The sequence below is a fragment of the Nocardia sp. PLKS1-43 genome, from assembly GCF_059510335.1.
In genome coordinates, this window is sequence record NZ_JCAJZQ010000023.1 from 24,397 (window position 1) to 49,561 (window position 25,165).

Genomic DNA, 25,165 nt, shown 5'->3' on the forward strand with positions numbered 1-25,165 from the left:
GTCCGCGCGCTAGGGTCGTGCCATGGCAACAGCGGTGTTCGTCGGGTTGTCCACACTCGATATCGCCTACTCGGTAGCGCGATATCCGGACGAGGACTCCAAGACCCGGGCCCAGGACCAGTTCCTGGGCGCCGGGGGGCCCGCCGCCAATGCGGCGGTCGCCTACGCGGCCCTGTCCGGGCGCACGCCGGCGCTGGTCACCGCGCTCGGCGAACATCAACTGGCGCAACTGATCCGGCACGATCTCGACGAGTTCGGCGTCGCCACGATCGATGCCACACCCGGCGCGCGACATCGCCCGCCGGTGTCCTCGATCGTGGTGGCGACCGAAACCGGCACTCGCACAGTGGTTTCCCTCGACGGGTCCCGGATAAGCGCGCCCTTCGATCCGGCCCACGCGGGTCCGGTCAACGACGCGTCGGTCGTTCTGATCGACGGCCACTACCCAGAGCTGGCCTTGGGCTTCGCCGCGGCGGCCCACATCCGCGGCGGCACCGTGATCCTCGACGCCGGACGCTGGCGGGACACCCACGCCGAACTGCTGCCCCTGGTCGACATCGCCATCTGCTCGGCGGATTTCGCCCCGCCGGACAGCACCGGCGACCTGTTCGCCCACCTGCACGCACAAGGCGTCCGCTACGCCGCGGTGACCCGTGGTGGCGAGCCGATCGCCTATTCGATGCCGGGTGAGCGCGGCACCGTCGAGGTGCCATCGGCCGCGGCGGTCGACACCCTCGGCGCCGGAGACATCCTGCACGGCGCCTTCTGTCACTATCACATTGCGGGCCAACCTTTTCCGCAGGCACTGCGCAGTGCTGCCGCGATCGCCAGCCTGTCCTGCGCGTACCTGGGCACGCGCGAATGGATTCGCGCCGTTCCCGATCACGCGAAGTGGTAGTGCTGCCCTTCGCCGTAGAGGACCAGATCCGCGCGGTCGCGAGTCGCGGCGACCAGCTCGGCATTCACCAGATCGCTGCGGTCGACCTTGGCCGCGGCGTGCCCGGCGCTCTTGCCGCCGCTGATATGCCTGCGTAACAACCGCTTTCGTAGCGTCTCGGCCGGAACGTCCAGATACCAGACCTCGTCGAGGCAGTCCCGCACCGCCGACCAGCGCGCCGGTCCGACGTCGTCGAGCAGCAGGTAGTTTCCCTCGGTGATGACGATCCGCTGCCGGTCGAACACCACCCCGCCGGGCACCGGATCATGCCGCTTCCGGTCGTACAGCGGCCACGAAACCGGTTGTCCCGGAGGCGTTTCCCGCAACCTGCGCAGGCCCGCTAGATATCCGGCGACATCGAACGTATCCGGCTCCCCCTTGCGCGCCACGGCCCCCGCGCTCCGCAGTTCGGCATTGCTCAGATGGAATCCGTCCATCGGTGCGACCTCGGCAACCGAATCCCCGGCCAGCGCGTTCACCGCATCCCGCAGCGCGCCGGCGAGCGTGGACTTACCGGCCCCCGGCGGCCCCGCGATCCCGAGCACGAACCGCCCGCCACACTCCTGGGCCCGCCCCCGCAACCGCCGCGCCAGGCCGTCGAGTGATATCTCGGCACCGTCGCGGGTCATACCGCCCGACCCTACCGGCCTTTCCGGAGCCGAGCGCCGAGCACTGTCACCGCTGATCGGAGGCCGGCGCCGAGGGCCCCGGCGCACACGTCGCCACGGCCGGGTCCACCACGCGCTGCAACGCCTGCAGGTCGGCCTCCAGCGCGCGGAACAGCACGTAGGCGATCAGGAAGGCGATGATCGCGCCGACGCACAGCACGCGCACGGTCGGAATCACCGATTGCATGTCCTGGGAGGACAGGAAGGTCAGGCCCGCGACGGCCAGCAGCGGGATCGACGCGGCCACCGCCAGGAAGGCGGCGCAGCGCCGGCCGAGTCGACGCAGATGGTCGGCTTCCCCGGTGGCGATATCGCCGTGCCGCAGGAACATCGGATAGATGGAACGAACCGTGTAGAAGTTGACCAGGAGATACGGATAGGCCACGGCCATCGCGCCGCAGATGAGCACCGAGGCCAGGAAGTGCACCACCACCGAGGTGGTGACCTCGCCGGTCGCCAACTGCAACGTGATCGGGAAAGTTATCGCGGCCAGCGCCCACAGCGAAAAGCACACCAGCACAGCACGATCCCCCAGTAACAGGGCCGCGGATCTGGCCTCGGCCAGAACCTTCGGATCCACATCACGCCCCTTGCGCAACTTGCGCGGGACCGAGAACAACCGCCGCGACAGGTACACCACCACCACGATTCCGACCGGGAAGAGTATCGAGTTGACGATGGTGGTCAACCCGATGAAGTAGTGCTGCACCGGAAGGCTGAGCCGATCGATGATGAGCATCCGGTTGTGCTGAATATTGAAGACCGAGGCGACCACGTTCGGCACCCCGATGGCCAGCACCACCACGGGTACCAGCCAGGCCCGCAGCCGTCGCCGCCAGCTCGCCGGCGGCGGGTCGACCAGATCCCGGCCGCGCTTGTCCAGGCAAAGTTCGAACTGCTGGGCCAGTTCCGCGCCGTCGTTCCAGCGCCGCTCGCGATCGGGTTCCAGGCAGGTCAGCAGGACGCGGCGCAGCGCCGCCGGGCAGTCCGGCGGAATCCGGTCGATGGCCGGGCCGCCCACTCCGGCGCGGCGGCGCTCCAGCATCGCCGACAACGTGGTCGCATCGCCCGCTTCCCCGGGCGTGGTATCATCGAAAGGCTTTGCGCCGGTGAGCAATTCCCACAGCACCACGCCGAGGGAGTAGATGTCCGAGCGGGTGTCCAGGTCCGCGGCCGTGCGCGCACGCTCCGGATGACACGCCTCGAGCTGCTCGGGCGACATGTACGCCAGCGAGCCGCCGAAGTAGGCGACCGGACTGTCCCCGGCGAGCGTGCGGCTGAAACTGATGTTGAAGTCCGCCAATTTGGGCACGGCCTCCGCGGTCAGCAGCACGTTGGCGGGTTTCACGTCCCGGTGCAGCACACCCTGCGCATTGGCATAGCACAGCGCCTCGGCGAGCCGGCGACCGAGCCATGCCACCGTCTCCGGCCAGGACAGCTTCGAGATCTGCGCGCGCACAGACGAATCCGCGGGCCGGATCTCACCCTTCTCCTCCATCGCCGCGTCCACCGCGTCCAGCAGCAACTGCCCGGTCCGCTGTTCGGGCGGGGTGGCCCGGACCCAGCGCAGCACGCCCAGCAGCGTCCCGCCGGGCAGGAACTGCATGTAGAGCAACCGCAGGCGCCGCGAGGCCGGATCGCCGATGCCGGGATCCTCCAGCAGCCGCTGGTCGAAGACCCGAACGATGTAATCGTGGTCCAGCTGAGCCAGGGTCTGCGGTTCGGTACCGCGATCGGCGGAGATCTTGACCGCGACCAGACGTTGCATGGTGCGCTGCCTGGCCAGGAAGACGCGCGCGAACGCCCCGCTGCCCAATCCGGTCAGCAGATCGAAATCGTCCACCCGCTGGCCGATTTCGAAACGATCCAGGACGTCTCCGGAGGCGGCGGGCGGCGCGGCGGTGAGGCCGGCGGTGGTGCGGGTCGCCGCGTCGTCCTGGAAACCGGTGGCCGTCAGCTCGGGGCTCGCCCGGCGGGTGCTGCGATCCTCGTCGTCGGCATTGAGCAATTCCCGGAGCTCGGCGGCCTGATCGGGATATTCGCGCAGGCATTGCCGGGGATCCACCCGATCACCGCTGTGCCGCCGGATGACGAACTCCTCGTACACCAGACCGGCCGGAATGGCACGCGGCGCGAGTTCGGGGAATTCGGAACAGTAGTCGCGCAGCCGCTTGGGCGCGGCCTGCGGAGTTTCGCCGTTCCGGCCGCCCGGCGGAGTGCGCAGCCAGCGCTGCCGCAGATCGACGCGGATCAGTTCGATCAGTGCGACCAAGCGCAACGTCTGCGCGTCGGGCAGATAGTCCGCGATGCGCGGCGGCTGCTCGGCGGATTCCCAGGCCTCGGCGAAGTCGGCCACGGTGGTGAATTCCATCGCGGCTGCGACCGGACCGAACCGGTCGGCGGCGTCGGAACTGTTACTCATCTGTACACCTAACACCCGGACCGAAGCGAGATTCCGCCACACCCCACATCATCATCCCCCTACCGCCGCCGAAATGATAATTTGCGCATCAGCACCGAATCAGCCCATACCGACCACGACGCGACGGGGGCTCGACAGTATGCACAACGAGGGCTCCGCGATAGCGGACGCTACCCCGGCCACATCGGTGTCCCCCGCCTCGCGGGCGGGATCGACCGATCTTCCGCAAACCGCCACCGACATCGCGGCGGCCATTCGCGACGGCGCCGCCGAACCCGAGCAGGTCGTCGCGACGGCCCTCGAACGCATTCGCGGCGCGGATCCGAAGATCAACGCTTTCACTGTGGTCCGGACCGAACAGGCCGCCGCCGAGGCTCGCGCAGTGGCCGAACATGCCGAACTGGACGCGCTACCGCTGGCAGGTGTGCCGATCGCGGTGAAGAACAATATCGACGTCGCCGGTGAGGTGACCCGGAGTGGTTCGCTGGCCGCCGGCGAGCGTCCGGCCGCGGCCGATCATCCGGTGGTGCATCGGCTGCGCGCGGCGGGCGCGGTGGTCGTCGGCTTGACCGAAATGTGCGAGTTCGGCTTGTTCGGCACGACCGACGCACCGGAGCGCATCACCCGCTCTCCCTGGAACACCCGTTACAGCGCGGGCGGTTCGTCGGGCGGAGCCGCGGCGGCGGTGGCGGCCGGGCTGGTCCCGGTGGCGCACGGGAACGACGGGCTGGGTTCGGTCCGCATCCCCGCCGCGGCCTGCGGAGTGCTCGGGGTGAAGCCCGGCCGGGGCGTGGTGCCGGCCGAGATCGGTCTCGACTCCTGGGGCGGTATGACCGAGAACGGCGTCCTCGCGACGACCGTCGCCGATGCCGCGCTGGTGCTGTCGGTACTGGCCGATCAGCCCGCGCTGGCTGATCTGGAACCGCCAACCGGACTGCGGGTCGCGCTGGCCACGGGTTCGCCCTCGCCGCTGATCAGGGTCGACGAACAGTGGGTGCGAGCCGCCTGCGATGCCGCGCTGACCGCTCGGGCGGCCGGGCACACCGTGCAGGAGGTGCGGCTGCCCTATTCCGGTGCCGCGCTCGCGCTGGCGTTGCGCTGGGTCGGCAATGCCGCCCGGGAGGCGGCCGCGATCCCTCATCCGGAGCGACTACAACGGCGCACCCGCACACATGCTGCCGTGGGCCGTGCGGTGTTGCGCGCAGGATTGATCCGTCCCGGTCAGGTCGATCGCATCGAAGCCCGGCTGGTCGATTTCTTCGACCAACACGATGTGGTGATCACCCCGACGCTCGCCACCCGGCCGCCGCGCGCGGCCGCCTGGCATCGCCGCGGCTGGTTGCGCAATACCCTTGCGAACGTTCGGTTCTCGCCGTTCACGCCGCTGTGGAATCTGGTCGGCTGGCCCGCGTTGAGCGTCCCGATGGGACTGCATCCGCGTACCGGCACCCCGGTGGCCGCGCAGCTGGCGGGCCCACCGGGCAGTGAATCCACCCTGCTCCGCCTGGCCGCCCAACTCGAGGCCGAACACCCCTGGCAGCGCCTGGCGCCGCAACCCGCCGCAACCAAATAACGCCGCACCGAGTTCGCGCAACTCTTCAACCTCGTTCCGCCGGCGTCGAACCACGCCGATACCAGTTCGCGGCCCGTTTCGCCGGTCGGACGCATAGCGGGCGCGAGGAACGAGTGCCCGACACGACGCCGAACGGTGAAACCGCAGGGCGCCGCCCCGCCGGAGCGAAAGCGGACGCCGCGAATACAGCTCAGAAGCCGCCGGCCAGTACGCGATTGGCGAAGTCGAGGATGGTGGCGCGATCGTCGTCGGCGCGCCAGGCCACGGCCAGCTCACACGGCGGGAGGCCGGCGACCGGACGTGCGGTCAGCCCGGGCCAGCGGTACATCGGCACGTTGCTCTCGGCCAGCAGGCACACGCCCAGGCCCAGGCTGACCGCCTCGAGCCGCTCCTCAGCGGTCGCGGCCTCACCGCCGACCTTGGGCGGGCGACCGCCGCGCGCATCGCTGCCCAGCCAGAAGTCGCGGGCTGCGCCGGCCTCGGGCGGCATCGCGACGAACGTCTCCTCGGCCAGTTCGGCGAATTCGATGGCGTCGCGCTCGGCCAGCGGATGGTTCTCCGGCAGCAGCACCCAGCGCGATTCGGTGCGCAGTACCCGCCAGCGGTACCGGCCGATATCGGGGACCGGAAGCCACATCAAGGCCAGGTCCGCCTGCCGGCCGGCCAGCCCGCTGGACGGATCGGTCCAGGACGCGGAGTGCAGCGCGAGCCGATGCCCACTCGCGCTCTCCAGATCGGCGATGAGCCCCCGCCCGATCGAACTCTCGATGCCGATGCGCAGCACCTCGCCGGCCTCCTGCAGCGCGACGTTGGTGACCTCCCACAGGTCGAGGATCTTGCGCGCCCCCTCGAGCAGTTCCTTACCCGCGACGGTGAGCGCCACGCTGCGCTGATTGCGATCGAACAGCACCACGTCGAGCTGGCGTTCGAGCTGGCGGATCTGCCGCGACAGGGTGGGTTGAGCGATGTGCAGCCGCTGAGCGGCATTGGTGAAGTGCAGTTCCTCAGCGACGGCGACGAAATACCGCAGGTCGCGCAAATGCGGGTCCATAGCACCTTGCTATCAGAATCGGTGTTGAAAATCCAGCCGTATCGAGCCCCGGAGTCCGATTAAAGCGTCGGAAACAGCCGTCAGGTTTGTTAAGGACAGCATATGGCGCGACGGAAGCGCATGTGCACCCACCTCAGCGAACAGCTGGACAACTGTCGAGGAAACAGATCTCGCCGTCGGCGAAACCCGCCGAACAGCAATGACTCTCACATGTTCCGCCGCAAATCCCCGACCCCGGCGAATGACTCACCCCGCCCCGAACCTCAGCAACCCCACCGGAAAACAGTCCGACAGGTACCGTTGTCAAACGGTGATTTCAGTCACATCTGCGCAGGCCAGCGGCATCGAGCCTCCGACCGGAGATCCGCGACGCACCCGGCGAAACGTCACACGGCGGTGTCACCGCGCTCAGCCCCGAAAACCGCACCCCGAGATCGGTACTCCCGCAAGGCATTGCGCGATGACGCCGCCCCACCGGGCAACTGGTTCATCGCCGATGCGAAATACCCACCGGCACAACCGAACAGGACATGCGAGCCGCCGGCTCGGCGCGTCCGGAGAAAAGACCACGCCGAGTGCGGGGCGTCATCGGCGACGCCGGAGCCGTGAACACCCCGCAGCGCAGCACAAATCGCGGCAAATCAGGCGCTCGCGTAGACCTTCGGGGCCAGGGTGCCGATGTAGGGCAGGTCGCGGTAGCGCTCGGCGTAATCGAGGCCGTAGCCGACGACGAATTCGTTGGGGATGTCGAAGCCGACGTGGGCGACCTCGACGTGGGTGCGCAACGCGTCCGGTTTGCGCAGCAGGGTGACGACCTCGAGCGAGGCCGGGTTGCGGCTGGACAGATTGCGCTTGAGCCAGGACAGCGTCAGGCCCGAGTCGATGATGTCCTCGACGATGAGCACGTTGCGGCCCGCGATGTCCTTGTCCAGGTCCTTGAGGATCCGCACCACGCCCGAGGAGGAGGTGGACGAACCGTACGAGGACACGGCCATGAATTCCATCTGGGTGGGAATCTGCAGTGCCTGCGCCAGGTCGGTCATGAAGAAGATCGCCCCCTTGAGCACCCCGACCAGGAGGAGATCGCCCTCCGGCGCGTCCGGGGGATACCTCTTGGCGATCAGTTCGGCGAGTTCGTCGACCTTCGCCTTGATCTGCTCCTCGGTGATCAATACCGACGCGATGTCGTCCCCATACACGTGCGCGGGTCTCCTTCGATGATGATCCCGGACGACCCCGGTCACCCGGATCAATATGGTGTAAACGCCATCGTCAGCTTCCCATGTTCGCGTCTGGCAACCAACCTCGTCCCCGGTTTCGCGCCACCGACCGCCACCTCGCCCTGACCGCGCCAGCTCGTGACCAATGCGTCGACCGCACGTAAATGCTTCTCCGTCAACGCTTTTGCACCGCCTGCCAGCAGCCAGGCGCGGATGACACGTCGACGAATCGCCACCGGAGCAGTGGCAATTGTCTCGATCGAAAGCGACCCGCCATCGCTCGCGGAGATCAGCAACTCTTCAGCAATTGCGTCCAGCGCGGCGCCGTCCGCGCGCAGCTGCGCGGCCGTGCGGGCCAGCGCGGGAGCGACCGCACCGCCGAGCACCTCCTCCAGCAGCGGCAGCACCTCGGTCCGCAACCGGACCCGGGTGAAGGCGGGCGAAGTGTTGTGCGGGTCCTCGTGTGGCCGCAGCCCCAGGTCGGCGCACAGCTGCCGGGTCTGCGTGCGCCGCACCTCCAGCAACGGACGGCCCCACGGATCGGCGAATTCGGCCATGCCCTGGATGGATCGCCCGCCGGATCCGCGCGCCAGGCCCAGCAGCACCGTCTCGGCCTGGTCGTCCAGGGTGTGCCCGAGCAGCACCGGCAACCCCGCCCGCGCCTCGTCCAGCGCCTGGTACCGGGCACGCCGGGCCGCGGCCTCGAGTCCGCCCTCGCCGTCCACCCGGACGGTGAGCACGCGCGCCGACCGCACCCCCAATCCGGCCGCCGTCCGCGCGGCCGCCTCGGCCACCTGCGCCGACCCCTCCTGTAGACCGTGGTCCACGATCAGAGCGTCCACCACCGCCGCCTCGGCCACCGCCGCCGCGGTCAGCGCCAAGGAATCCGCACCGCCGGACAACCCGACCGCGACCACGCCCGCCGAGGCATACCGGTTCAACCACCCGCGCACCGCGTGACGCAGCGCCAACGCCGCCGGAGTCTCCGGAAACCCTTGCGGCAGTACGGTATTCAGCCCAGAACCCGATCGATCCAGCGCTGCGGCACCGTGATCTCGTCGGTACGCGGCAACGTATCGCCGTCGGTCCACACCGTGTTGAACCGCGTCATGCCGACCTTGCCGACCACCTCGTCCACGAATGCCTTACCGCGCACGTACTGGGCGACCTTCGCGTCCACACCGAGCAGGGCGCGCATCAGCCGCTGCACCGGATTCGCCGGACGACGCCGCCGCTGATCGAAGGCCCGGCGGATCTGCTCCACCGTCGGCACCACCGCGGGTCCGACCGCGTCCATCACGTGATCCGCGTGTCCCTCGAGCAGGGTGCCGAGCATCAGCAGCCGGTCCAGCGCCTCACGCTGCGGCGGGGCCTGGGTGGCCCGCAGCAAGCCGAGTACGCCACGGTCGGCCGGATCGTCGGAATCGGGCCTCGAACGCCGCTCACGCACCTCGTCCAGCAGCCGCGAGAGCATCTCGTTGACCGGCTCGTCACCGACATTCCCGAGCACCTCGACATTGTGCTTCATGTAATCGGCCAGCCAGGGCGCGGAGGAGAACTGCACCCGATGGGTCACCTCGTGCAGGCACACCCACAGCCGGAAATCGCGCGGCACCACGCCAAGCGCCCGCTCGACCATCACGATATTCGGCGCGACCAGCAGCAACGTGCCGTCCGCACCGCTGAACGGGTCGTACTGCCCGAGAATGGCCGTGGACAGGAATGCCAGCATCGCCCCCGCCTGCACCCCGGCGGGTTTACCGCTGAACCGGCCCGATTCGACCTCGCCGGTGATCGAGGACATCGACTGCGCCGCCGCGTGAATCCAGCCGGGGCGGTCCACGATTCGCGCCGCGGGCACCGCACGGTCGTCCAGAAGTTCGCTGACCTCGCGGACCGGGCCTTCGGCTCGCGCGGAGGATTCGGCGAGTTCGGCGACGACCTGTTCGGCCGAGTAGCGCGATGTGCGCGGCCCGGCCGGGACGACGGCCGCGCCGGTTCGCGCGGCCAGCCGCCAGTCGACCGCACCGGCCAGCGCCGAATGCTTGGACGTGGCCGAGGGTTCGGATGGGCCGGGGGCTTCCCCGACCACGCCGTCACGTCCGGTCATAACTCACTCCGCCCGTCAGGAGCAACCACAGTTGCGCAACGTGGCAACGACGGCATCCAGCGCGGGCCGACTCGCCTCCGGTGGCCGGTCGTTCGACATCAACGCGAATGTCAGCACCCGGCCGTCGTTGTCCAGGACATACCCTGCCAACGCACTCGAAACCGACAGAGTTCCGGTCTTGGCCCGCACCCAGCCCGCGGCCATGTGGTCCTTGGGCGTGGTGAAGCGGTAGGCCAGCGAGCCGGTGCCCGCACCGACCGGCAGATAGTCCAGCAGCGGGGCCAGCGGATCGGAACTGGAATCCGCGGTGCCGGCGACGGAGGCACTCTGCGTTCCGGTGGTCTGCGTGCTGGTGGTCCGGGCGGCGCCCGGCGATCCGGCCGCCTCGGTGATGAGCTTGTTCAGCAGCCGGGCCGGGACGCGATCGTCGGTGGACAGGCCGCTGTTGTCGCGCAGCACCACCCCGGTGGTGTCGAATCCGGCCGCGTTCAGCGCCGTCAGCGTGGCCTTCGCCGCACCCGAGAACGACGGTTCGCTACCGGCGGCCACGGCGATCTCGCGACCGATCGTCTCGGCCAGCACGTCATCGGAGTGGGTCATCATCTGGGTCAGCCGATCGTGCAGCGGAGCCGAGTCCACCTTGGCGACCGTCGCCGCACCGGGCGCGGCCTTGCCCGCGCGGACCGAGGCGGGGTCCATACCCAACGCCAACGCCAGCCGACGTCCGGCGTCCAGCGCCGGGGTCGGCGTGCGCGGGGAGTATTCGACCAGCGGGTTCACCCGGCCGCCGTCGAGCATGACCGATTCGATCGGGGCCCAGGAACCGCCCGCGACGTCGGCCGGATCCCAGCCGGGCGCCTGCGCCGGGCCGGTGTACGCGGAGTTGTCGACCAGGAGGCCGGTGAAGGTCCGGCCGGTCGCGCGGATCTGCGCGACCAGATCCGAGAGTTGGGGTCCGTCCGTGTAGTAGCCCTTGCCGTCGGCCTGCGCGGTCAGCGTCGGATCACCCCCGCCGACCAGGACCAGCGTGTTCGAGCCGGGCGCGGCCACGACCTTCGTGGTGACCCGGTGATCGGAGGGCAGCACCAGCAACGCGGCCGCGGCGGTGAGGATCTTCGCGGTCGAGGCCGGGATGACCGGCTTGTCCGGATCCTTGCTCCACAGCACGTCACCGGTCGCCGCATCGGTCACCGAACCGCTGAACGAGCCCAGATCCGGGCTGGCCGCGACCCCGGCGAGGGCGCTGCTCAGCCCTTGCTTCGACGGGGCGGGCGCGGTCGCCGACGCGGCGGACAACTGCGGGGCAGGCGCCTGCGGCGACGGCGCGGCCTCGATCTTCAGCCCGCCGTGCCGGAACTCCTCGGTCCACGGCCGCACGGTGACCACCACCGCCGCCGCCACGCCCAGCACCACGACCACGGCCGCACTCACCCAGATCCAGATGTTGCGCCGCCGCCGAGCGGCCAGACCACCGATGTTCTTGCTACTTCGACCTGCCACCTGACCGTAGTCTCCCTAATAACACTTGCGACACCGCCGTATCGCGCAGACTTTCCGTCCCTGCCGCACCAGTGCGCCCACCGACCACACTATCCTCACCTCGCCGGCGTTCCGCCGACCAAGCTGGCGAGTCGGAGCCCCCACCCGGGGCCGCGATACGAGTCGCGGCCAGTCGAATACGAGCAGCAGACGAAGGAGATGACGTGGAGTTCGACGTCACCATCGAGATCCCCAAGGGTCAGCGCAACAAGTACGAGGTCGACCACGAGACCGGCCGGGTGCGGCTGGACCGGTACCTGTACACACCGATGGTCTATCCGGCCGACTACGGCTACGTCGAGAACAGCCTGGGCTCGGACGGCGATCCGCTGGACTGCCTGGTGCTGTTGCCCGAATCGGTGTTCCCGGGCGTACTGGTCGAGTCCCGGCCTGTCGGCGTGCTGCTGATGAGCGACGAGGCGGGCGGCGACGAGAAGGTCGTCGCGGTTCCGGCCGGCGACAAGCGCTGGAACCACATCCAGGACGTCTCGGACATCCCGGAGTTCGACCGCAAGGCCATCGAGCACTTCTTCGAGCACTACAAGGACCTCGAGCCCGGCAAGTGGGTCAAGGTCGACGGCTGGGGCGACCGGGCCAAGGCCGAGAAACTGGTCGAGGAGGCGTTCGCGCGGCTGAAGGAGCAGGGCGGGCACTGAGCCCGAATCCGAACCGCTCCAGCGGTTTGCGGCGCGGCTTGCGGCGCCGCAAACCTGCCGGAGCGGAGGCCGAGGATTCGGCCGTCACCGCCGACCCCCCGTGCGACGATGTCGGCCTCGGTACACGGCCGCAACGGAATTCATGGGCTCTCGGCCGAATTCCGCTGCCTGGAACGCTAACCTGCGGCACCCGGCGGCCGCATCTCGATGGACACAGGATTTTCACAGGTCAGCGCATCGATGAGCCGGAAATGATCGGAAAATGATGTGACAACCGCGTGTCCGGCTATCGAGTGGCCGGTGCGGTGTCCGCCAGACGTGCGCGCAGAATCGCCACGACGGGCGCCTCGAGTTCGGCGTCCACGCGCTCGTGCACCAGGTGGGTGTCCTCGAGTTCCGACACGATCTCCGCGGTGGCGCGCAACACCCGCTGTTCGTCCGCAGCGCGCCCCAGCGCGCCCAGGACCGTCGCGTGCAACAGCATGATCCGGGCGCGATGCAGCGGTCCGGCCGCGCGGGTCACGGTCTCCACCGCCTCGACCGCGATCGATTCGGCCCGATCCGGCGCGCCCGCGAGCAGATATACCTGCGCATGACGGGCCAGTGCGAAACCCACCCGCAGCTGCGATCCACTCCTGCGGGCCGATTCCACTGCCCGCGTACACATTTCGGCACCCTGCTCGAATTCGCCCTGGAAGGCCAGCGCCGCGCCCCATTCGTGCAGGGCCATGCCGGCGACCGCTACGTTGCCGATCTGATCGGCCAATTCCCATCCGGCCCTTGCTTGTTCGGCGGATTCGCGATAGCGCCCGGCATCGGACAACGTCTTGGCGGCGTGCACCAGCGCGGCGCATTCGATGGCCGGATCGCCGACCCGGCGCGCGATCCGGCGCGCACGTTCGGCATGGGCCAGCGAGGCCGCCGATTCGTGGCCCTGCCGGGTCGATCCGGCCAGCAACTGAGCGGCGAAGGCGGTCAGCCGGGCGTCGCCCGGATCGTCGTTACCCAGGGACAGGGCGATGCGCTCGTGGTCACGCCCGACGCGCATCCGGGCCAGCGAATAGGTGAGCACCGAGCCCAGTGCGACCCGCACCCGGCATTCCAGCCTGCGATCCCCGGCCCGCAGCGCGGCATCGAGCAGTTTCTCGAGGGCGCGGGCGAGTTCCTGCGCGTTGGGCCCGCCGTCGATCAGTTCCGCCATGGCCCAGGCCAGATCGGCGCACAACGCCAGTTCCGCGCAGACGCCGGGCGAGTCCGGGCTCGCGCCGCGCCGCGCGACCTGACCGAACAGCCGGACCAGATTCGGCCGCTCGGCGTTGACCCACGCCTGCGCACCGACACCGTCGCCGAACGAAATCCCGCGCACCCGGGTACGAACCAGGTGCTCGGGCAGCCGGGTCCCTGGATTACACACGGCCACAACATTTTTCATCGTCGCCAGATAGAATTCGAGCAGCCTGCGCAAGGCGTCGGGTTCATCGGCGGGGTCCACCAGTTCCCGGGCGAACAACCGCAGCAGATCGTGATAGGTGTACCGGCCGGGCGCGGGCGCGTCGAGCAGGCTCAGATCGACCAGCGTCTCGCACAGCAGCTCGGCCTCGTCGCGGCCCATATCCAGCACCGCGGCCGCGCCGGGCAGCGACAGATCCTCCACCTCCGGCACCGACAACATCCGCACCGCCTCGGCCTGCGCCGGCTCGAGCTGGTCGTAGTCGACCCGGAACACCGAACCGACCGCCAGATCCCCGGTCCGCAGCACCGCGAGCCGCTGCTGTTCGTCGGCGAGCCGCTCGGCGATCGAGGCGATACTCCAGCGCGGCCGGGTGGCCAGGCGCGCGCCGATGATCCGCACCGCCAACGGCAGCCGACCGCACGCGCGCACCACCGCTTCGGCAGAATCCGGTTCGGCGGCAACACGTTCGGGCCCGATGACAGCGCCGAGCAGGGCCAGCGCCTCGGGCTCGCTCATCTCGTCGAGCCGCACGGTCGACGCACCGGCCAGTTCGGGCATCGCCGCGCGGCTGGTGATCAGCACCGCCGACCCGGCGGTACCGGGAATCAGCGGAACCACCTGGTCGGCGTCGCGTGCGTTGTCCAGCAGCACCAGCACCCGACGGCCGTCGAGCAGGCTGCGGAACTGCGCGGCGCGCTGATGCGGCGTCGCGGCGATCTTGCCCTCGGGCACGCCCAGCGCGCGCAGGAAGTCACCCAGGATGTCCCCCGGCTGCGCGGCGCCGTGCAGATCGATGTGCAGCTGACCGTCCGGGAAGTGCTCGCGCACCCGATGCGCGACGTGCACCGCGAGCGTGCTCTTACCGACCCCGCCCATCCCCGCGATCGCGCACACGGCCACCGCGCCCGTCACGTCGCTGAGCCGTTCGGTCAGCCGCCGCACCTGCTCCGCCCGGCCGGTGAAGTCGGCGATATCGGCGGGCAACTGCGCGACCCGGGACACCGGTTCGGCCACCGCGACGGGTGCGCGAACCGGTGCGAGATCCGCGCGCAGGATGCGCTCGTGCAGATCGGTCAGCAGCGGACCCGGTTCGATGCCCAGCGAATCGATCAGGGTGCGCCGGGTGTCGGCGAACACCTCGAGCGCCTCGGCCTGCCTGCCCGCGTGATACAGCGCGGTCATCAGAAGTTCCCGAAGCTTCTCGCGCAGTGGATGTTCCGACGACAACGGGCGCAACTCACCGATCGCCGCGGCGAAGCGGCCCAGCCGCAGATCGGTCTCCAGACGACGCTCGAGCAGACTCAGCCGGCGTTCGGACAACTGCGCGCGCAGCCGTTCGGCCAGCGGGCCGGGAACCCCCGCCAGCGGCGGGCCCGACCACAGCGCGAGCGCGGCCTGCAGGCGCTCGCGGGCCCGTTCGGCCTCGGCGGCGCGTTCGGCCTCGGCGGCGTACCGATCGGCCAGTTCGGTATCGACCGCGCCGGGCGGCAACCGCAGGGCGTAACCGCCGTCGAAACCGACCAGCACCGTCGGCGGACTACCGGCCGCGCGCTCGGGTTCGAGCGCCTTGCGCAGATGCAGCACGTGATTGCGCAGCGCGCCGACCGCGCTGGCCGTGGCCTGCTCACCCCAGACGTCGGCCACCAGATCCCGCACCGTCGCCGAGCGCCCGCACCGCAGCAGCAGCGCGGCCAGTACGGCCCGGCGCTGTTTGGGGCCCAGGTCCAGCGGATGATCGCCGCGCCACGCGCGGACCTCACCCAGCACGGCGAAGGTGAGCACTACATGTTCTCCTCGCGGCGCCTAGCCCGCCCGCTTCATCGGCCCTTGAACTCGGGCGGACGCTTCTCGAACACCGCCTGCATGGCCTCGGTCAGATCCTCCGAGGGCAGGAAGGCCGAATTCCAGGCCGAGACGTATCGCAACCCATCGGCGACCCGGCCGGCGCGCGGCCGGTCGAGCACATCCTTGATGCCCTGCACGACCAGCGGCGGATTCGCGGCGATCTCGCGGGCCAGCGCGTGCGCCGCTTCCAGCACCGCCTCCTGATCCGGGTAGACGTCGTTGACCAAGCCGATCTTCTCCGCGCGTGCGGCGTCGATATCCTTGCCGGTCAGCGCGAGTTCGCGCAGATGCCCGTCGCCGATGACGCCGGGCAGCCGCTGCAGCGAGCCGACGTCCGCGACGATGGCGACCTTCGCCTCGCGCAGACTGAACTTCGCCTCGGCGCTGGCCAGCCGAATGTCGACCGCGGCGATCAGATCCAAGCCGCCGCCGATGCACCAGCCGCTGACCGCGGCGATGACGGGCTTGCGGCAATCGGCGACCGCGGTGACCGCGGCCTGCATGCGCCGGACCTCGTTCAGGAAGTCGGTGCGCGGCGCGGCCAGGGCGCGATCGGCCAGCAGCGTACCGAATGTCGAGGCCATCGCGGGCAGATCCAGGCCATAGGAGAAGTGCTTGCCCGCGCCGGTCACCACGACCGCGCGCACCCCGGGGTCGGTGTCGAGCTCGGCGAAGATCTGCGGCAGCTCACGCCAGAAGTCCGGGCCCATGGCATTGCCCTTGCCGGGGCCGGTCAACGTAACCGTGGCGACGTTGTCCGCGCGCTCGACTGTGAAAGCCTTCCAATCGGTCATCCGCCCAGCGTAGCGGCAGTGTGAGCAACCCCGGCGAAGTGTGTAAAAGCTGCGCTAAATATGGTGGGGCACAGTATCTCCCCAGCTCGATACGGTGAAGTATGGGGCAGATCACAATCCACGACCTCCTCCGGCTTCGTTCCGGCGAATCCGGGGGCCGGCTGAGGCGAACAGGTGAGGCCCCGCACAGTGATGCACACCGGCATCGGTTTGGACCGATTCAACGAACTCCCGCGTGCGCGCGCCGTGCACGCGCTGTTCGAATGTTGCTCGAATGTCACCTGGGCGGAGAAGCTCGCCGATCTACGCCCGTACGCGGATCATCCGGCGCTGATCACCGCGGCCGAGGCCGAGCTGTCCGCGCTGTCCGCCGCGGACCTCGAACGCGCCTTCGAACCGCTTGCGCCCGAGCCGTTCTCCGAGCGGACCCTCGCGGAGCTGCGCCGGATCACCAGCGAGCGGATCGACCGCATGCTCGGTCCCGCAGCGGGATTCCCCGAATACTGAACTCCCGGCGGCACTCCGGTTTCGGTTCTACTCTGGTGCCATGTCCAGGTCGTTGCCCACCGTCGCTTCCCGGGTATCGGACACGCTCATCGCTCGTGGTCATCACGGCGTCATCGTCACCCAGGCCCAACCCACCCACACCGCCGCCGAGGCCGCGCAGGCGCTCGGCGTCGACGTGGGCGCCATCACCAAATCGCTGCTGTTCATGCTCGACGACGAGCCGGTCCTCCTGCTCGTTTCCGGCGCGCACCAGGTCGATCTCGCACGTACCGGCGAGCGGCTGCAGGGCACGCTGACCCCGGCGCCCGCCCGGATGGTGCGCAAATTCACAGGTCAGCCGGTCGGCGGAGTCGCACCCGTCGGACATCCGGCGAATCTGTCCACATATGTGGACAACGCGCTGTCCCGGCATCGCGAATTGTGGGCGGCGGGTGGACATCCCAATACGGTGTTCCGGACGTCGTTCGCCGAACTGGTGCGCATCACCGCGGGCCTGGCGATCGACGTGGACTGAGGCGCCGAGTCGGACACACCGGACCACTCGCCGCGCCGCGCGACGTAGGTTGGAAGTGTGAGCGAGCCAGTGAGAAGCATCCGTCCCGGCTGCGAGGCGGTGTGATGAGCAATTCCCGGCAGTCGGAGATGTCCGAGGCCGACCGCCCGGAATCGTCCGGATCGTCGGCACCGGCGCAGCCTCGGGACGAGGCCGGCGGGATCACGGCGGCGCAATTCCGCGGCGCGATGCGACATTATCCGGCCGGAGTGACCATTGTCACACTCGATGACGGCGGGCGTCCGGTGGGCTTCACCGCGACCTCGTTCGCCTCGCTGTCCGCCGAACCGCCGCTGATCTCGTTCAACATCGCGGAGACCTCGTCGAGTATCGAGGCGATGCTCGCGGCCGAGTCGGTGGTCGTGCACTTCCTCGGCGATCATCAGTTGCATCTGGCCCAACGGTTTTCGCGCGCCGCCGAGGAGCGGTTCGCCGACAATTCGCTGTGGGCGTCACTGGACACCGGCGAGCCGGTTCTGCACGACACCCCGATCTGGGTGCGCGCCACCGTCCACCAGCTCATTCCGATCGGCGATCACACGCTGGTCATCGGGCTCGTCACCCGGGTGCACGACACCACCGATGACGAACCGATCGCCGCGCCGCTGCTGTACTACAACGGCTCCTATCACCGCCCGCGCGGACTGGGGTGAGATCGTCGGCGGAAAGCGTTGTGAGGCAACATTTTCGACAGTCGGCGCTCAGGCCGCGGAGGCGATCGTCCCGATTCCCAGCGCGGCGAGCACCCCGGCGCTGATCTGCTCCAGGCGATCTCGTACCCGAGGACGCCGCAACAGCCGCACCGCACCCGCGGCCGCCACCGCGAGTATCACCATTTCCGTTGCCGCGACGCACGATTCGATCGCTCCGAGGGTCAGCGTCGCACCGAACGTGACATGGGTCAGGAACTGCGGGAGCACCGCGAGGTAGAACAGGCCGACCTTCGGATTCGACAGGCACGACAACACCCCGGCCAGGGCCGCGGATCGGGTCGATACCGCACGAGCCGGGACCGTCGCGGCGGCCGGGTCGGCCCGCGATGCGGCGGCGCGAGCCCGGCGACGGTCGTACACGGTGCGAAAACCCAAGTACACCAAGTAGATTCCACCGGCGATCTTCAGCACGCGATAGGCGGTCGCCGACTGTTCCAGCAGCGCCGCGACACCGGCCGCCACCACCACCGCCCATACGACGCCGCCCAGCGCCGACCCCAGCGCGGCGGCCACGGCGGGCCGACGCCCGGCGATCGCGTAGCGCAACACCAGGAACGTATCCGGCCCCGGCGTGAGGGCCAGCAGAACGCACAGGCCGAGGAAGCCCAGCAGCAACGAAATACTCACCGGATCACACAAGCCCGGTTCGGAGGCGAGATCAAGCGGATTTTCCGCCAAGGTTGACAAGGTCGGGCGGTGTCTGCCAACCTCGATTCAGGTCATGAGTACCAGCGTCAAGCCCCGGCTCGCTGGTCGGCAACCCTCCTCCGCGGCGGGGTGCTCCGGGTGACGACCGGGCCGTAGCCCGACCGGGTACGGCAAGCGCGGGCTCCCCTGCATCTTTCCCGGGGTCCCCTTTGTCCCGAAGGGATCGTGTGATGACTGCCGTACTCGACCAGACCTGTGCTCCGATCGCCCGTGTTTCCGGATGCGATCTGCGAGTTCCGTTGGTGCAGGGCGGAACTCGTACATATGCCAATTTCGACTACGCGGCCAGCGCCCCGGCCCTGGCACAGGTCTGCGACCGGGTGAACGAACTGCTGCCCTACTACGCCAGCGTGCACCGGGGCGCGGGTTACGCCTCGCGGATCAGCACCGACTGCTACGAGAACGCCCGGACCTCGGTGTCCCGCTTCCTGAACTGCGCCGATGACCAGGTGGTCGTATTCACCCGCAACACAACCGATTCGCTGAATCTGCTGGCGAGCTGCGTTCCCGGGGAAACCGTCGTCCTGGATATCGAGCATCACGCCAACTTTCTGCCCTGGACCCGGCACGGCCGCCGAGTGGTGACCGCCGCCGACACGATCGAGGAGACCATCCGCCGCCTGGTCGCCGAGCTGTGCGCCAAACCCGCTGCGCTGCTTGCGATTACCGGGGCGTCGAATGTGACCGGCGAGGTGCTGCCGCTGCGGCGGCTGGCCGAGGTCGCCCATCAGTGCGGCGCCCGGATTCTCGTGGATGCCGCGCAGTTGGCTCCGCACCGGCGAATCGACCTGTGCGACATCGAGATCGACTATCTGGCGTTGTCCGGCCACAAGCTCTACGCGCCGTTCGGCGCGGGCGTGCTGGCCGGCCGACGCGACTGGCTGGACGCGGCCGGACCGTATCTGGCCGGGGGCGGGGCGGTCCGCGAGGTGAGCACGACCGAGGCCCAGTGGGCCCCCGCGCCGCAACGTCACGAGGCCGGATCCCCGAACGTGCTGGGCGCGGCCGCGGTGGCCGCCGCCTGCGACACGCTCGGATCGATCGATGCGCGGGCCGCCGCCGAACACGAGCGCGCACTCACCGAGCGACTGCGTGACGGCCTGAAAGCCGTTGCGGGAGTGAACTTCCTGCGCATCTGGTCGGACAGCGCCGACAGCGTGGGCATCCTCGCCTTCACCATCGATGGCTTCCCGCCGGGCCGGATCGCGGCGTATCTGTCCGCCGAGCACGGCATCGGCGTACGCGACGGCCGATTCTGCGCCCACCCCCTGCTCGCCCGACTCGGCGTCGACGGCGCGATCCGCGCGAGCGTCGGCCTGGGCACCCGGGTCGCGGACGTGGACCGCCTGATCGAGGCCGTCGCCGCGCTCACCGCACACGGTCCGAACTGGAACTACACCTGCACCGACGGTCAGTGGAATCCGAGCCCGGAAACCCGCCCGGGTCTGTCCGGAACGTCCGGCGCCGCACCCTGCACCGTGTGAACGCCCGTTCAGGGCACGAGATAGCGAGCTGCCAGCACTTCCAGTAGCGGATCGTCCTCGGCGACCGCGTCGAGCGCCTCGAGGTCGGCCTCCACCGCGATCTGCCGAGGGTCGTCGTGCTCGGGGTCGGGCACGCCGTCCTCGTTCAGCTGGCGCGTGAGCTTGTCCCGGATGCGCGCCTTCAGAGAATCAGCCATCCCCCCAGCATGCCGAAGACAGCACGTCGACGCCACGACTACACCGGCGCGAGCCAGCTACCCCAGGGCGTATTGCGCACGACGGTGAACACCGTGAGCAGCACGAGGATCACGCACAGGGTCGTCCGGCTCATCGCCCACGACCGGCCCGGCACCCCGCGCCAACGCCGCACGACCCACTCACACCACCACAGCGAGAAACCCACGACCAGCGGCAGCAGGAACACATTGCTGTGCACCGCGTCCAGCACATGCCCCTCGGTCAGGTCGTGCATTCCGCGCAGGCCCCCGCACCCCGGACACCACCACCCGGTCAGGGCATAGAACGGACAGATCCCGTAGGACCCGGTCACATGCGGATCGTAGAAATGCACCAGCGCGGCCGCGGCCACCGCCGCACCCCCGATCACCGCCGGCGTCCCCAGCCCCTGCCACCCGGACGGAACCGCGATCGGCAGCACACGTGCGTTATCCACAACCATTCACGGTAATCGCTCCTCATCCACATCCGCCAGATTCCTCGGGACCGGCCGATCCCCACCCTCCGCGGTCGCCCACCCCGGCACATCTGCGACCGGCACCACGCCCGCCCCGCCCCGAGCCGCGGTACGAACCCGTGCCGGCGCGCTCGACGCCACCGGCGTCACGCTGCGGCAGGCCGGGCGGGCGCGGCGGCGCAGGGTCGTGGCGCGGTCGTTCACCGCGAACCCCGCATCCAACCGAACGTCAGGACTGCTGGGCGAAGCGCAGAGTGTTGCCGAAGGGGTCGGTTACCGCGAATCCGAGGCCGCCCGGGCCCTCCTCCGGCGGGCCGGGCCGGGCGAATCCGTACTTCTTGGCGGCGAGTTCGGTGTGCCAGCTGTGGATGTCGTCGACCGTTATCCACAGCACCGTGCCGGGAGTGCCGTCACCGTGATGTTCACTCACATGGACGACCGCGCCGGAGCGGGACAGCTGTGTATAGACCGGCAGACCGGGTTCGAAGCGGTGTTCCCAGTCGACGGCGAAACCCAGGTAGTCGCAATAGAACTGGTACGCCTTGGCCAGGTCGTAGATGCGCAGGATGGCGATCGGGGCGGCGAAGCTGATCGAGTCGGCCATGCGCCGATCCTATGACCGCCGGCCGTGCTGCGCGGTGATTCGTTCGCTGACCGGCGCGGTGAGCGCACCTGCGAGGATGTCGATGAGTTCGGTCCAGGCCGAGGTGTCGTCGGCAGCGACCACACCGTCCTGGACGGCGCGTTCATGATCTGCCAGCAGGGAGAACAGGACCGTGGGCAGGGCCCGTAGTCGGCGCATTCGCAGGGCGGCGGGCAGTTCCGGGAGGCCGCGGTCGAGGCGGTGCATGATCACCCGGACCGAGGTGCGGCGGGTGCCGTGCAGATTGGCCTCGTCGGTCACCGCCGGGTGGGTGCGGATCTGTTCCAGAAACCTTGCGTAATAACCGATTCCGTGTCGCGAACCGAGCTCGAACATGGGCACGACCAGCACCTCGAGCAGTTCGTGCACCCCGTCCGGCTCGTCCGCGGCGGCGCGTTCGGCGAGCAGTTCCAGCCGGCGCACCTCGAGGGTGGCCATCCGCTGTGCGACGACGGCCTCGATCAGCCCGTCCCGGGAACCGAAGTGGTACTGCACCGCGGAGTTGTTCCGCTGCCCGGCCGCGGCCGCGATATCGCGCAGCGGCACCAGCTGTCCACGCTCGGCAATCAGCCTTTCTGCCGCGAGAAGGATCCGCTCGCGAGCTGTTATCTCTACCACAGGCAGCAGAATAACCACTCACCAGGACGAACGGAACAATCGCTTGACAATTAAGCAACTTCCCTTAAAGACTTTGTGACCGGAACCACACTATCGGTGTCGCCCCGCATATCCGGTGCGGCATCCCACCACGCCGGATACGCCGCACGGCGATCCACGAAGGAGGAGAACTCGATGATTCTGGACACCTTCCGGCTCGACGGCCGCGTCGCGGTCGTCACCGGCGCCGGGCGCGGCATCGGCGCGGCGACCGCGCTCGCCCTCGCCGAGGCCGGCGCCGATGTCGCGATCGCGGCTCGCACCGCCGGCCAGCTCGACGACGTGGCGGGCAAGATCCACGCCCTGGGCCGCAGGGCGATCACCGTCCCCTGCGATCTGTCCGACCTCACGGCGGTCACCGCACTGGCCGAAACCGCCGCGGCGGAATTGGGCCGGATCGATATCGTGGTCAACAATGTCGGCGGCACCATGCCGAACACCTTCATGACCACCACGCCGGAATTCCTCGAGGAGGCATTCCGCTTCAACGTCAGCACCGCACACGTGCTCACCCAGGCCGCGGTCCCGCACATGCTGCGCGGCGACGGCGGTTCGGTGGTCAATATCAGCTCGATGATGGGCCGTTCCCCCGGCCGCGGGTTCCTCGCCTACGGAACCGCGAAAGCCGCACTGGCGCACTGGACTCGGCTCGCCGCGACCGACCTGTCGCCCCGGATCCGGGTCAACGCCATCGCGGTCGGCTCGGTGCTCACCTCCGCCCTGGAGGTCGTCGCCCAGCAGCCGGAGGTCAAGAAGACCATGGAGGACGCCACGCCGCTGGGCCGGTTGGGCGAACCGTGGGAGATCGCCGCGGCGATCGTCTATCTGAGTTCTCGCGCGGGCGGTTACGTCACCGGCAAGGTGCTCGAGGTCGACGGCGGTATCGAGGCGCCGAATCTCGCACTGGGCCTTCCGGATCTGTGAGGAATTGCGATGACCTATCGCGTAGTGCAGTGGAGCACGGGCAATGTCGGACACTGGGCGCTGCGGTCCATCATCGCCCGGCCCGAGCTGGAACTGGTCGGGGTCTGGGTGTCGAGCGAGGCCAAGAACGGTAGGGACGCCGCCGAACTCGCCGGGCTCGACACCCCGACCGGCATCACGGCCACCACCGACGCCGAGGCGCTGCTCGCGCTCGAGCCCGATTGCATCGTGCACACCGCCATGGCCGACGACCGGCTGATGGAGGCGGTCGAGGATCTGAAGAGATTCCTGCGGGCCGGGATCAACGTCGTGTCGAGCAGTCCGGTATTCCTGCAATTCCCTTACGGCACATTACCTTCGGAAGTCATAGATCCGATCGTGGCGGCGGCCGAAGAGGGCGGGGCGTCGCTGTGGGTCAACGGAATAGATCCCGGCTGGGCCAACGACTGGCTGCCGCTACTGCTGACCAGCGGCAGTGAACGCATCGATCGCGTCGTCTGCTCGGAACTCATGGACTACTCCACCTACGACAATCCCAAGGTGCTGTTCGAGATCATGGGTTTCGGCAGTGCACTGGACGATCTGCCGCTGCTGTTGCAGCCCGGGGTGCTCACTCTGGCCTGGGGCAGTGTGGTGCGTCAGCTCGCCGCCGCGCTGGATGTGGAATTGGACGAGGTGACACAGGATTTCGAGCGGATCGCGGCGCCGGATCCGATCGAGGTGGCCGGGCGGACCGTCGCGGCCGGAACCGCCGCGGCCCTGCGCTTCCGGGTCAGCGGAATCCGCTCGGGACGTGAGGTTTTCGTCCTCGAGCACATCACCAGGCTGCATCCCGGCCTCGCGCCGCAGTGGCCGCAGCCGGCCGGAAAGGGTTGTTACCGAGTCGAAGTCGAGGGCGAGCCCGATTACCGACTGGATCTGCAGCTCTACAGCGACGGTGACCACGCCCGCGCGGGCCTGGTCGGCACGGCCGCCCGCTTGGTGAGTGCCGTGCCCGCGGTCGTCGCGGCCCGGCCGGGCCTGCTCACCGCCATCGATATCCCGCTGACCACCGGTCGCGGGTTGGTTTCCTAGTCCTTCTCGACGTACCCGAATCCGGACGCCGGTGGTTGTCAGCGGCTCATTGCGTTCATCCACCGGCGCCGGGTGTATCCGAGACAGTGCGCGCTGACCCCGAACTGCGCGGCCGTGCGTGCACCATCCCTGATTCGAAGCCGCCCGCGTTGTGTATGGGGCTTTACAGCAAATGTGAGCGACAGCACATTTCGTATGCACACCTCGGAGTCGCCCCGCCCTGAAGGGCTCCCCCCGGCCGGACCATCCGCTCGAGTCATCGATCAGCTATCGATACGGTCGGTATAGACCAAATGCCCAGCTAGGGCCCGGTGCCGCCGAGAATCCCCGCCGCGGAGAACGATTCGCGGCCCCGCCGAGGCGCGATGCGCCGCCTGTGAACGCAACACCCAGTTCATACTCACGTAACCTCACAAGCGGCATCCGGCGAATCGCAGCCATCACACAGACACCCCTCGCTGTAGCCGGCATCACAGGTACTGCGGCAGCGAAGCCGGCCCGGTCGGCCGATCGACCTGCCCCGTTCAGCGGCTGCGCCACCCGAATCAGCGCCTCCCACGGGCAAATCGGACGTTTCGACCAGCACCGTTGAGCCACAATGTTTTTCGGCTCTCACGCCAGCATCCGTTCGGCTCACGCACTCGGATGCCCTGCATTCCTACCGAATTGCGGTACCGTTTACCAGGAGTCCATGTTCGGATTCGGGCCGGTCAGGAGTACGCATCGTGGATGAGGGAGCAGGGTTCGACCCCACCGACTTACCGAGTTCGACGCGTGCGCGGGGGTGTTCGATCACCGAAGCACGTCGAATCGGGTTTGCTGTCGCATCGCCCGCAGGGCTGCGCTCGGCACGATGTTCGGCGCCTATCGGGCGCTGAGTTCATCTGGCGCGCACGAGGTCTGCTGATCGATGAGCATCGAAATCCCGCCCGGGTTGCAG

General features: G+C 68.9%; 23 protein-coding genes and 1 riboswitch. Of the genes, 9 read left to right on the forward strand and 14 right to left on the reverse strand.

Going from position 1 to position 25,165, the window contains the following annotated elements:
- Positions 1–22: 22 nt before the first annotated feature.
- Positions 23–898: a PfkB family carbohydrate kinase gene (locus tag AC5WS7_RS39565; protein ID WP_495959786.1), complete on the forward strand. Its 876-nt coding sequence runs from the start codon at positions 23–25 to the stop codon at positions 896–898.
- Here the strand turns inward: AC5WS7_RS39565 and AC5WS7_RS39570 are convergent.
- Positions 883–1,566 carry a nucleoside/nucleotide kinase family protein gene (locus AC5WS7_RS39570; RefSeq protein WP_495959787.1) on the reverse strand — a complete coding sequence of 228 codons (684 nt, stop codon included), beginning with the start codon at positions 1,564–1,566 and terminating at the stop codon, positions 883–885. The genes AC5WS7_RS39565 and AC5WS7_RS39570 overlap by 16 nt on opposite strands.
- A 46-nt stretch (positions 1,567–1,612) precedes the next feature.
- Positions 1,613–3,976 carry a serine/threonine-protein kinase gene (locus AC5WS7_RS39575; protein WP_495959811.1) on the reverse strand — a complete coding sequence of 788 codons (2,364 nt, stop codon included), beginning with the start codon at positions 3,974–3,976 and terminating at the stop codon, positions 1,613–1,615.
- Positions 3,977–4,166: 190 nt separating this feature from the next.
- Between AC5WS7_RS39575 and AC5WS7_RS39580 the strand changes: the two genes are divergently transcribed.
- Positions 4,167–5,600 (forward strand): amidase, encoded by a 1,434-nt coding sequence (locus tag AC5WS7_RS39580; RefSeq protein WP_495959788.1) that lies wholly within the window; start codon positions 4,167–4,169, stop codon positions 5,598–5,600.
- 190 nt (positions 5,601–5,790) lie between these two features.
- On the opposite strand, the gene AC5WS7_RS39585 is transcribed toward AC5WS7_RS39580, so the two are convergent.
- The 5 genes from AC5WS7_RS39585 to AC5WS7_RS39605 form a co-directional block, all read right to left on the reverse strand.
- Positions 5,791–6,651: a LysR substrate-binding domain-containing protein gene (locus AC5WS7_RS39585; protein WP_495959789.1), complete on the reverse strand. Its 861-nt coding sequence runs from the start codon at positions 6,649–6,651 to the stop codon at positions 5,791–5,793.
- 641 nt (positions 6,652–7,292) lie between these two features.
- Positions 7,293–7,850: a hypoxanthine phosphoribosyltransferase gene (gene hpt / locus AC5WS7_RS39590; protein ID WP_495959790.1), complete on the reverse strand. Its 558-nt coding sequence runs from the start codon at positions 7,848–7,850 to the stop codon at positions 7,293–7,295.
- A gap of 50 nt (positions 7,851–7,900) precedes the next feature.
- A complete protein-coding gene (tilS, locus tag AC5WS7_RS39595) occupies positions 7,901–8,875 on the reverse strand; it encodes a tRNA lysidine(34) synthetase TilS (RefSeq protein WP_495959812.1) in 975 nt (324 codons plus the stop codon).
- Between the two features lie 8 nt (positions 8,876–8,883).
- Complete coding sequence (locus AC5WS7_RS39600) at positions 8,884–9,981, reverse strand: zinc-dependent metalloprotease (protein WP_495959791.1); 1,098 nt, start codon at positions 9,979–9,981, stop codon at positions 8,884–8,886.
- Positions 9,982–9,996: 15 nt separating this feature from the next.
- Positions 9,997–11,481 carry a D-alanyl-D-alanine carboxypeptidase/D-alanyl-D-alanine-endopeptidase gene (locus AC5WS7_RS39605; protein ID WP_495959792.1) on the reverse strand — a complete coding sequence of 495 codons (1,485 nt, stop codon included), beginning with the start codon at positions 11,479–11,481 and terminating at the stop codon, positions 9,997–9,999.
- 203 nt (positions 11,482–11,684) lie between these two features.
- Between AC5WS7_RS39605 and ppa the strand changes: the two genes are divergently transcribed.
- Positions 11,685–12,176: an inorganic diphosphatase gene (gene ppa / locus AC5WS7_RS39610; RefSeq protein ID WP_495959793.1), complete on the forward strand. Its 492-nt coding sequence runs from the start codon at positions 11,685–11,687 to the stop codon at positions 12,174–12,176.
- A 286-nt stretch (positions 12,177–12,462) separates the two neighbouring features.
- Here the strand turns inward: ppa and AC5WS7_RS39615 are convergent, their stop codons facing one another.
- Positions 12,463–15,411 carry an AfsR/SARP family transcriptional regulator gene (locus AC5WS7_RS39615; protein ID WP_495959794.1) on the reverse strand — a complete coding sequence of 983 codons (2,949 nt, stop codon included), beginning with the start codon at positions 15,409–15,411 and terminating at the stop codon, positions 12,463–12,465.
- 35 nt (positions 15,412–15,446) lie between these two features.
- Positions 15,447–16,268, reverse strand: coding sequence for a crotonase/enoyl-CoA hydratase family protein (locus AC5WS7_RS39620; RefSeq protein WP_495959795.1), 822 nt, complete (start codon positions 16,266–16,268; stop codon positions 15,447–15,449).
- 174 nt (positions 16,269–16,442) lie between these two features.
- On the opposite strand from AC5WS7_RS39620, the gene AC5WS7_RS39625 reads away from it, so the two are divergent.
- The 3 genes from AC5WS7_RS39625 to AC5WS7_RS39635 all read left to right on the forward strand — a co-directional run bounded on the left by AC5WS7_RS39625 (position 16,443) and on the right by AC5WS7_RS39635 (position 17,981).
- The gene (locus AC5WS7_RS39625; protein ID WP_495959796.1) at positions 16,443–16,775 is read left to right on the forward strand and encodes a 2-oxo-4-hydroxy-4-carboxy-5-ureidoimidazoline decarboxylase; all 333 of its coding nucleotides are present in this window, start codon (positions 16,443–16,445) and stop codon (positions 16,773–16,775) included.
- Between the two features lie 40 nt (positions 16,776–16,815).
- Positions 16,816–17,289 carry a YbaK/EbsC family protein gene (locus AC5WS7_RS39630; RefSeq protein ID WP_495959797.1) on the forward strand — a complete coding sequence of 158 codons (474 nt, stop codon included), beginning with the start codon at positions 16,816–16,818 and terminating at the stop codon, positions 17,287–17,289.
- Positions 17,290–17,417: 128 nt separating this feature from the next.
- Entirely contained in the window at positions 17,418–17,981 is a 564-nt protein-coding gene (locus AC5WS7_RS39635; protein ID WP_495959813.1) for a flavin reductase family protein, read from the forward strand.
- Between the two features lie 48 nt (positions 17,982–18,029).
- Here AC5WS7_RS39635 and AC5WS7_RS39640 read toward each other — a convergent pair whose 3' ends face one another.
- Positions 18,030–18,668, reverse strand: coding sequence for a LysE family translocator (locus AC5WS7_RS39640; protein ID WP_495959798.1), 639 nt, complete (start codon positions 18,666–18,668; stop codon positions 18,030–18,032).
- A gap of 90 nt (positions 18,669–18,758) precedes the next feature.
- Positions 18,759–18,872: riboswitch (SAM riboswitch) on the forward strand.
- Positions 18,873–18,919: 47 nt separating this feature from the next.
- Here AC5WS7_RS39640 and AC5WS7_RS39645 point away from each other — a divergent pair.
- Complete coding sequence (locus tag AC5WS7_RS39645; RefSeq protein ID WP_495959799.1) at positions 18,920–20,233, forward strand: aminotransferase class V-fold PLP-dependent enzyme; 1,314 nt, start codon at positions 18,920–18,922, stop codon at positions 20,231–20,233.
- A gap of 8 nt (positions 20,234–20,241) precedes the next feature.
- Here AC5WS7_RS39645 and AC5WS7_RS39650 read toward each other — a convergent pair whose 3' ends face one another.
- The 4 genes from AC5WS7_RS39650 to AC5WS7_RS39665 all read right to left on the reverse strand — a co-directional run bounded on the left by AC5WS7_RS39650 (position 20,242) and on the right by AC5WS7_RS39665 (position 22,188).
- Positions 20,242–20,430, reverse strand: coding sequence for a hypothetical protein (locus AC5WS7_RS39650; protein WP_495959800.1), 189 nt, complete (start codon positions 20,428–20,430; stop codon positions 20,242–20,244).
- Between the two features lie 38 nt (positions 20,431–20,468).
- Entirely contained in the window at positions 20,469–20,906 is a 438-nt protein-coding gene (locus tag AC5WS7_RS39655; RefSeq protein WP_495959801.1) for a DUF2752 domain-containing protein, read from the reverse strand.
- A 250-nt stretch (positions 20,907–21,156) separates the two neighbouring features.
- Positions 21,157–21,531, reverse strand: a complete 375-nt coding sequence (locus AC5WS7_RS39660; RefSeq protein WP_495959802.1) for a glyoxalase superfamily protein — start codon at positions 21,529–21,531, stop codon at positions 21,157–21,159.
- Between the two features lie 9 nt (positions 21,532–21,540).
- Positions 21,541–22,188 (reverse strand): TetR/AcrR family transcriptional regulator, encoded by a 648-nt coding sequence (locus AC5WS7_RS39665; protein WP_495959803.1) that lies wholly within the window; start codon positions 22,186–22,188, stop codon positions 21,541–21,543.
- Between the two features lie 174 nt (positions 22,189–22,362).
- On the opposite strand from AC5WS7_RS39665, the gene AC5WS7_RS39670 reads away from it, so the two are divergent.
- A complete protein-coding gene (locus AC5WS7_RS39670; protein WP_495959804.1) occupies positions 22,363–23,151 on the forward strand; it encodes an SDR family oxidoreductase in 789 nt (262 codons plus the stop codon).
- Positions 23,152–23,160: 9 nt separating this feature from the next.
- Positions 23,161–24,225: an NAD(P)H-dependent amine dehydrogenase family protein gene (locus AC5WS7_RS39675; RefSeq protein WP_495959805.1), complete on the forward strand. Its 1,065-nt coding sequence runs from the start codon at positions 23,161–23,163 to the stop codon at positions 24,223–24,225.
- Positions 24,226–25,165 lie beyond the last annotated feature (940 nt).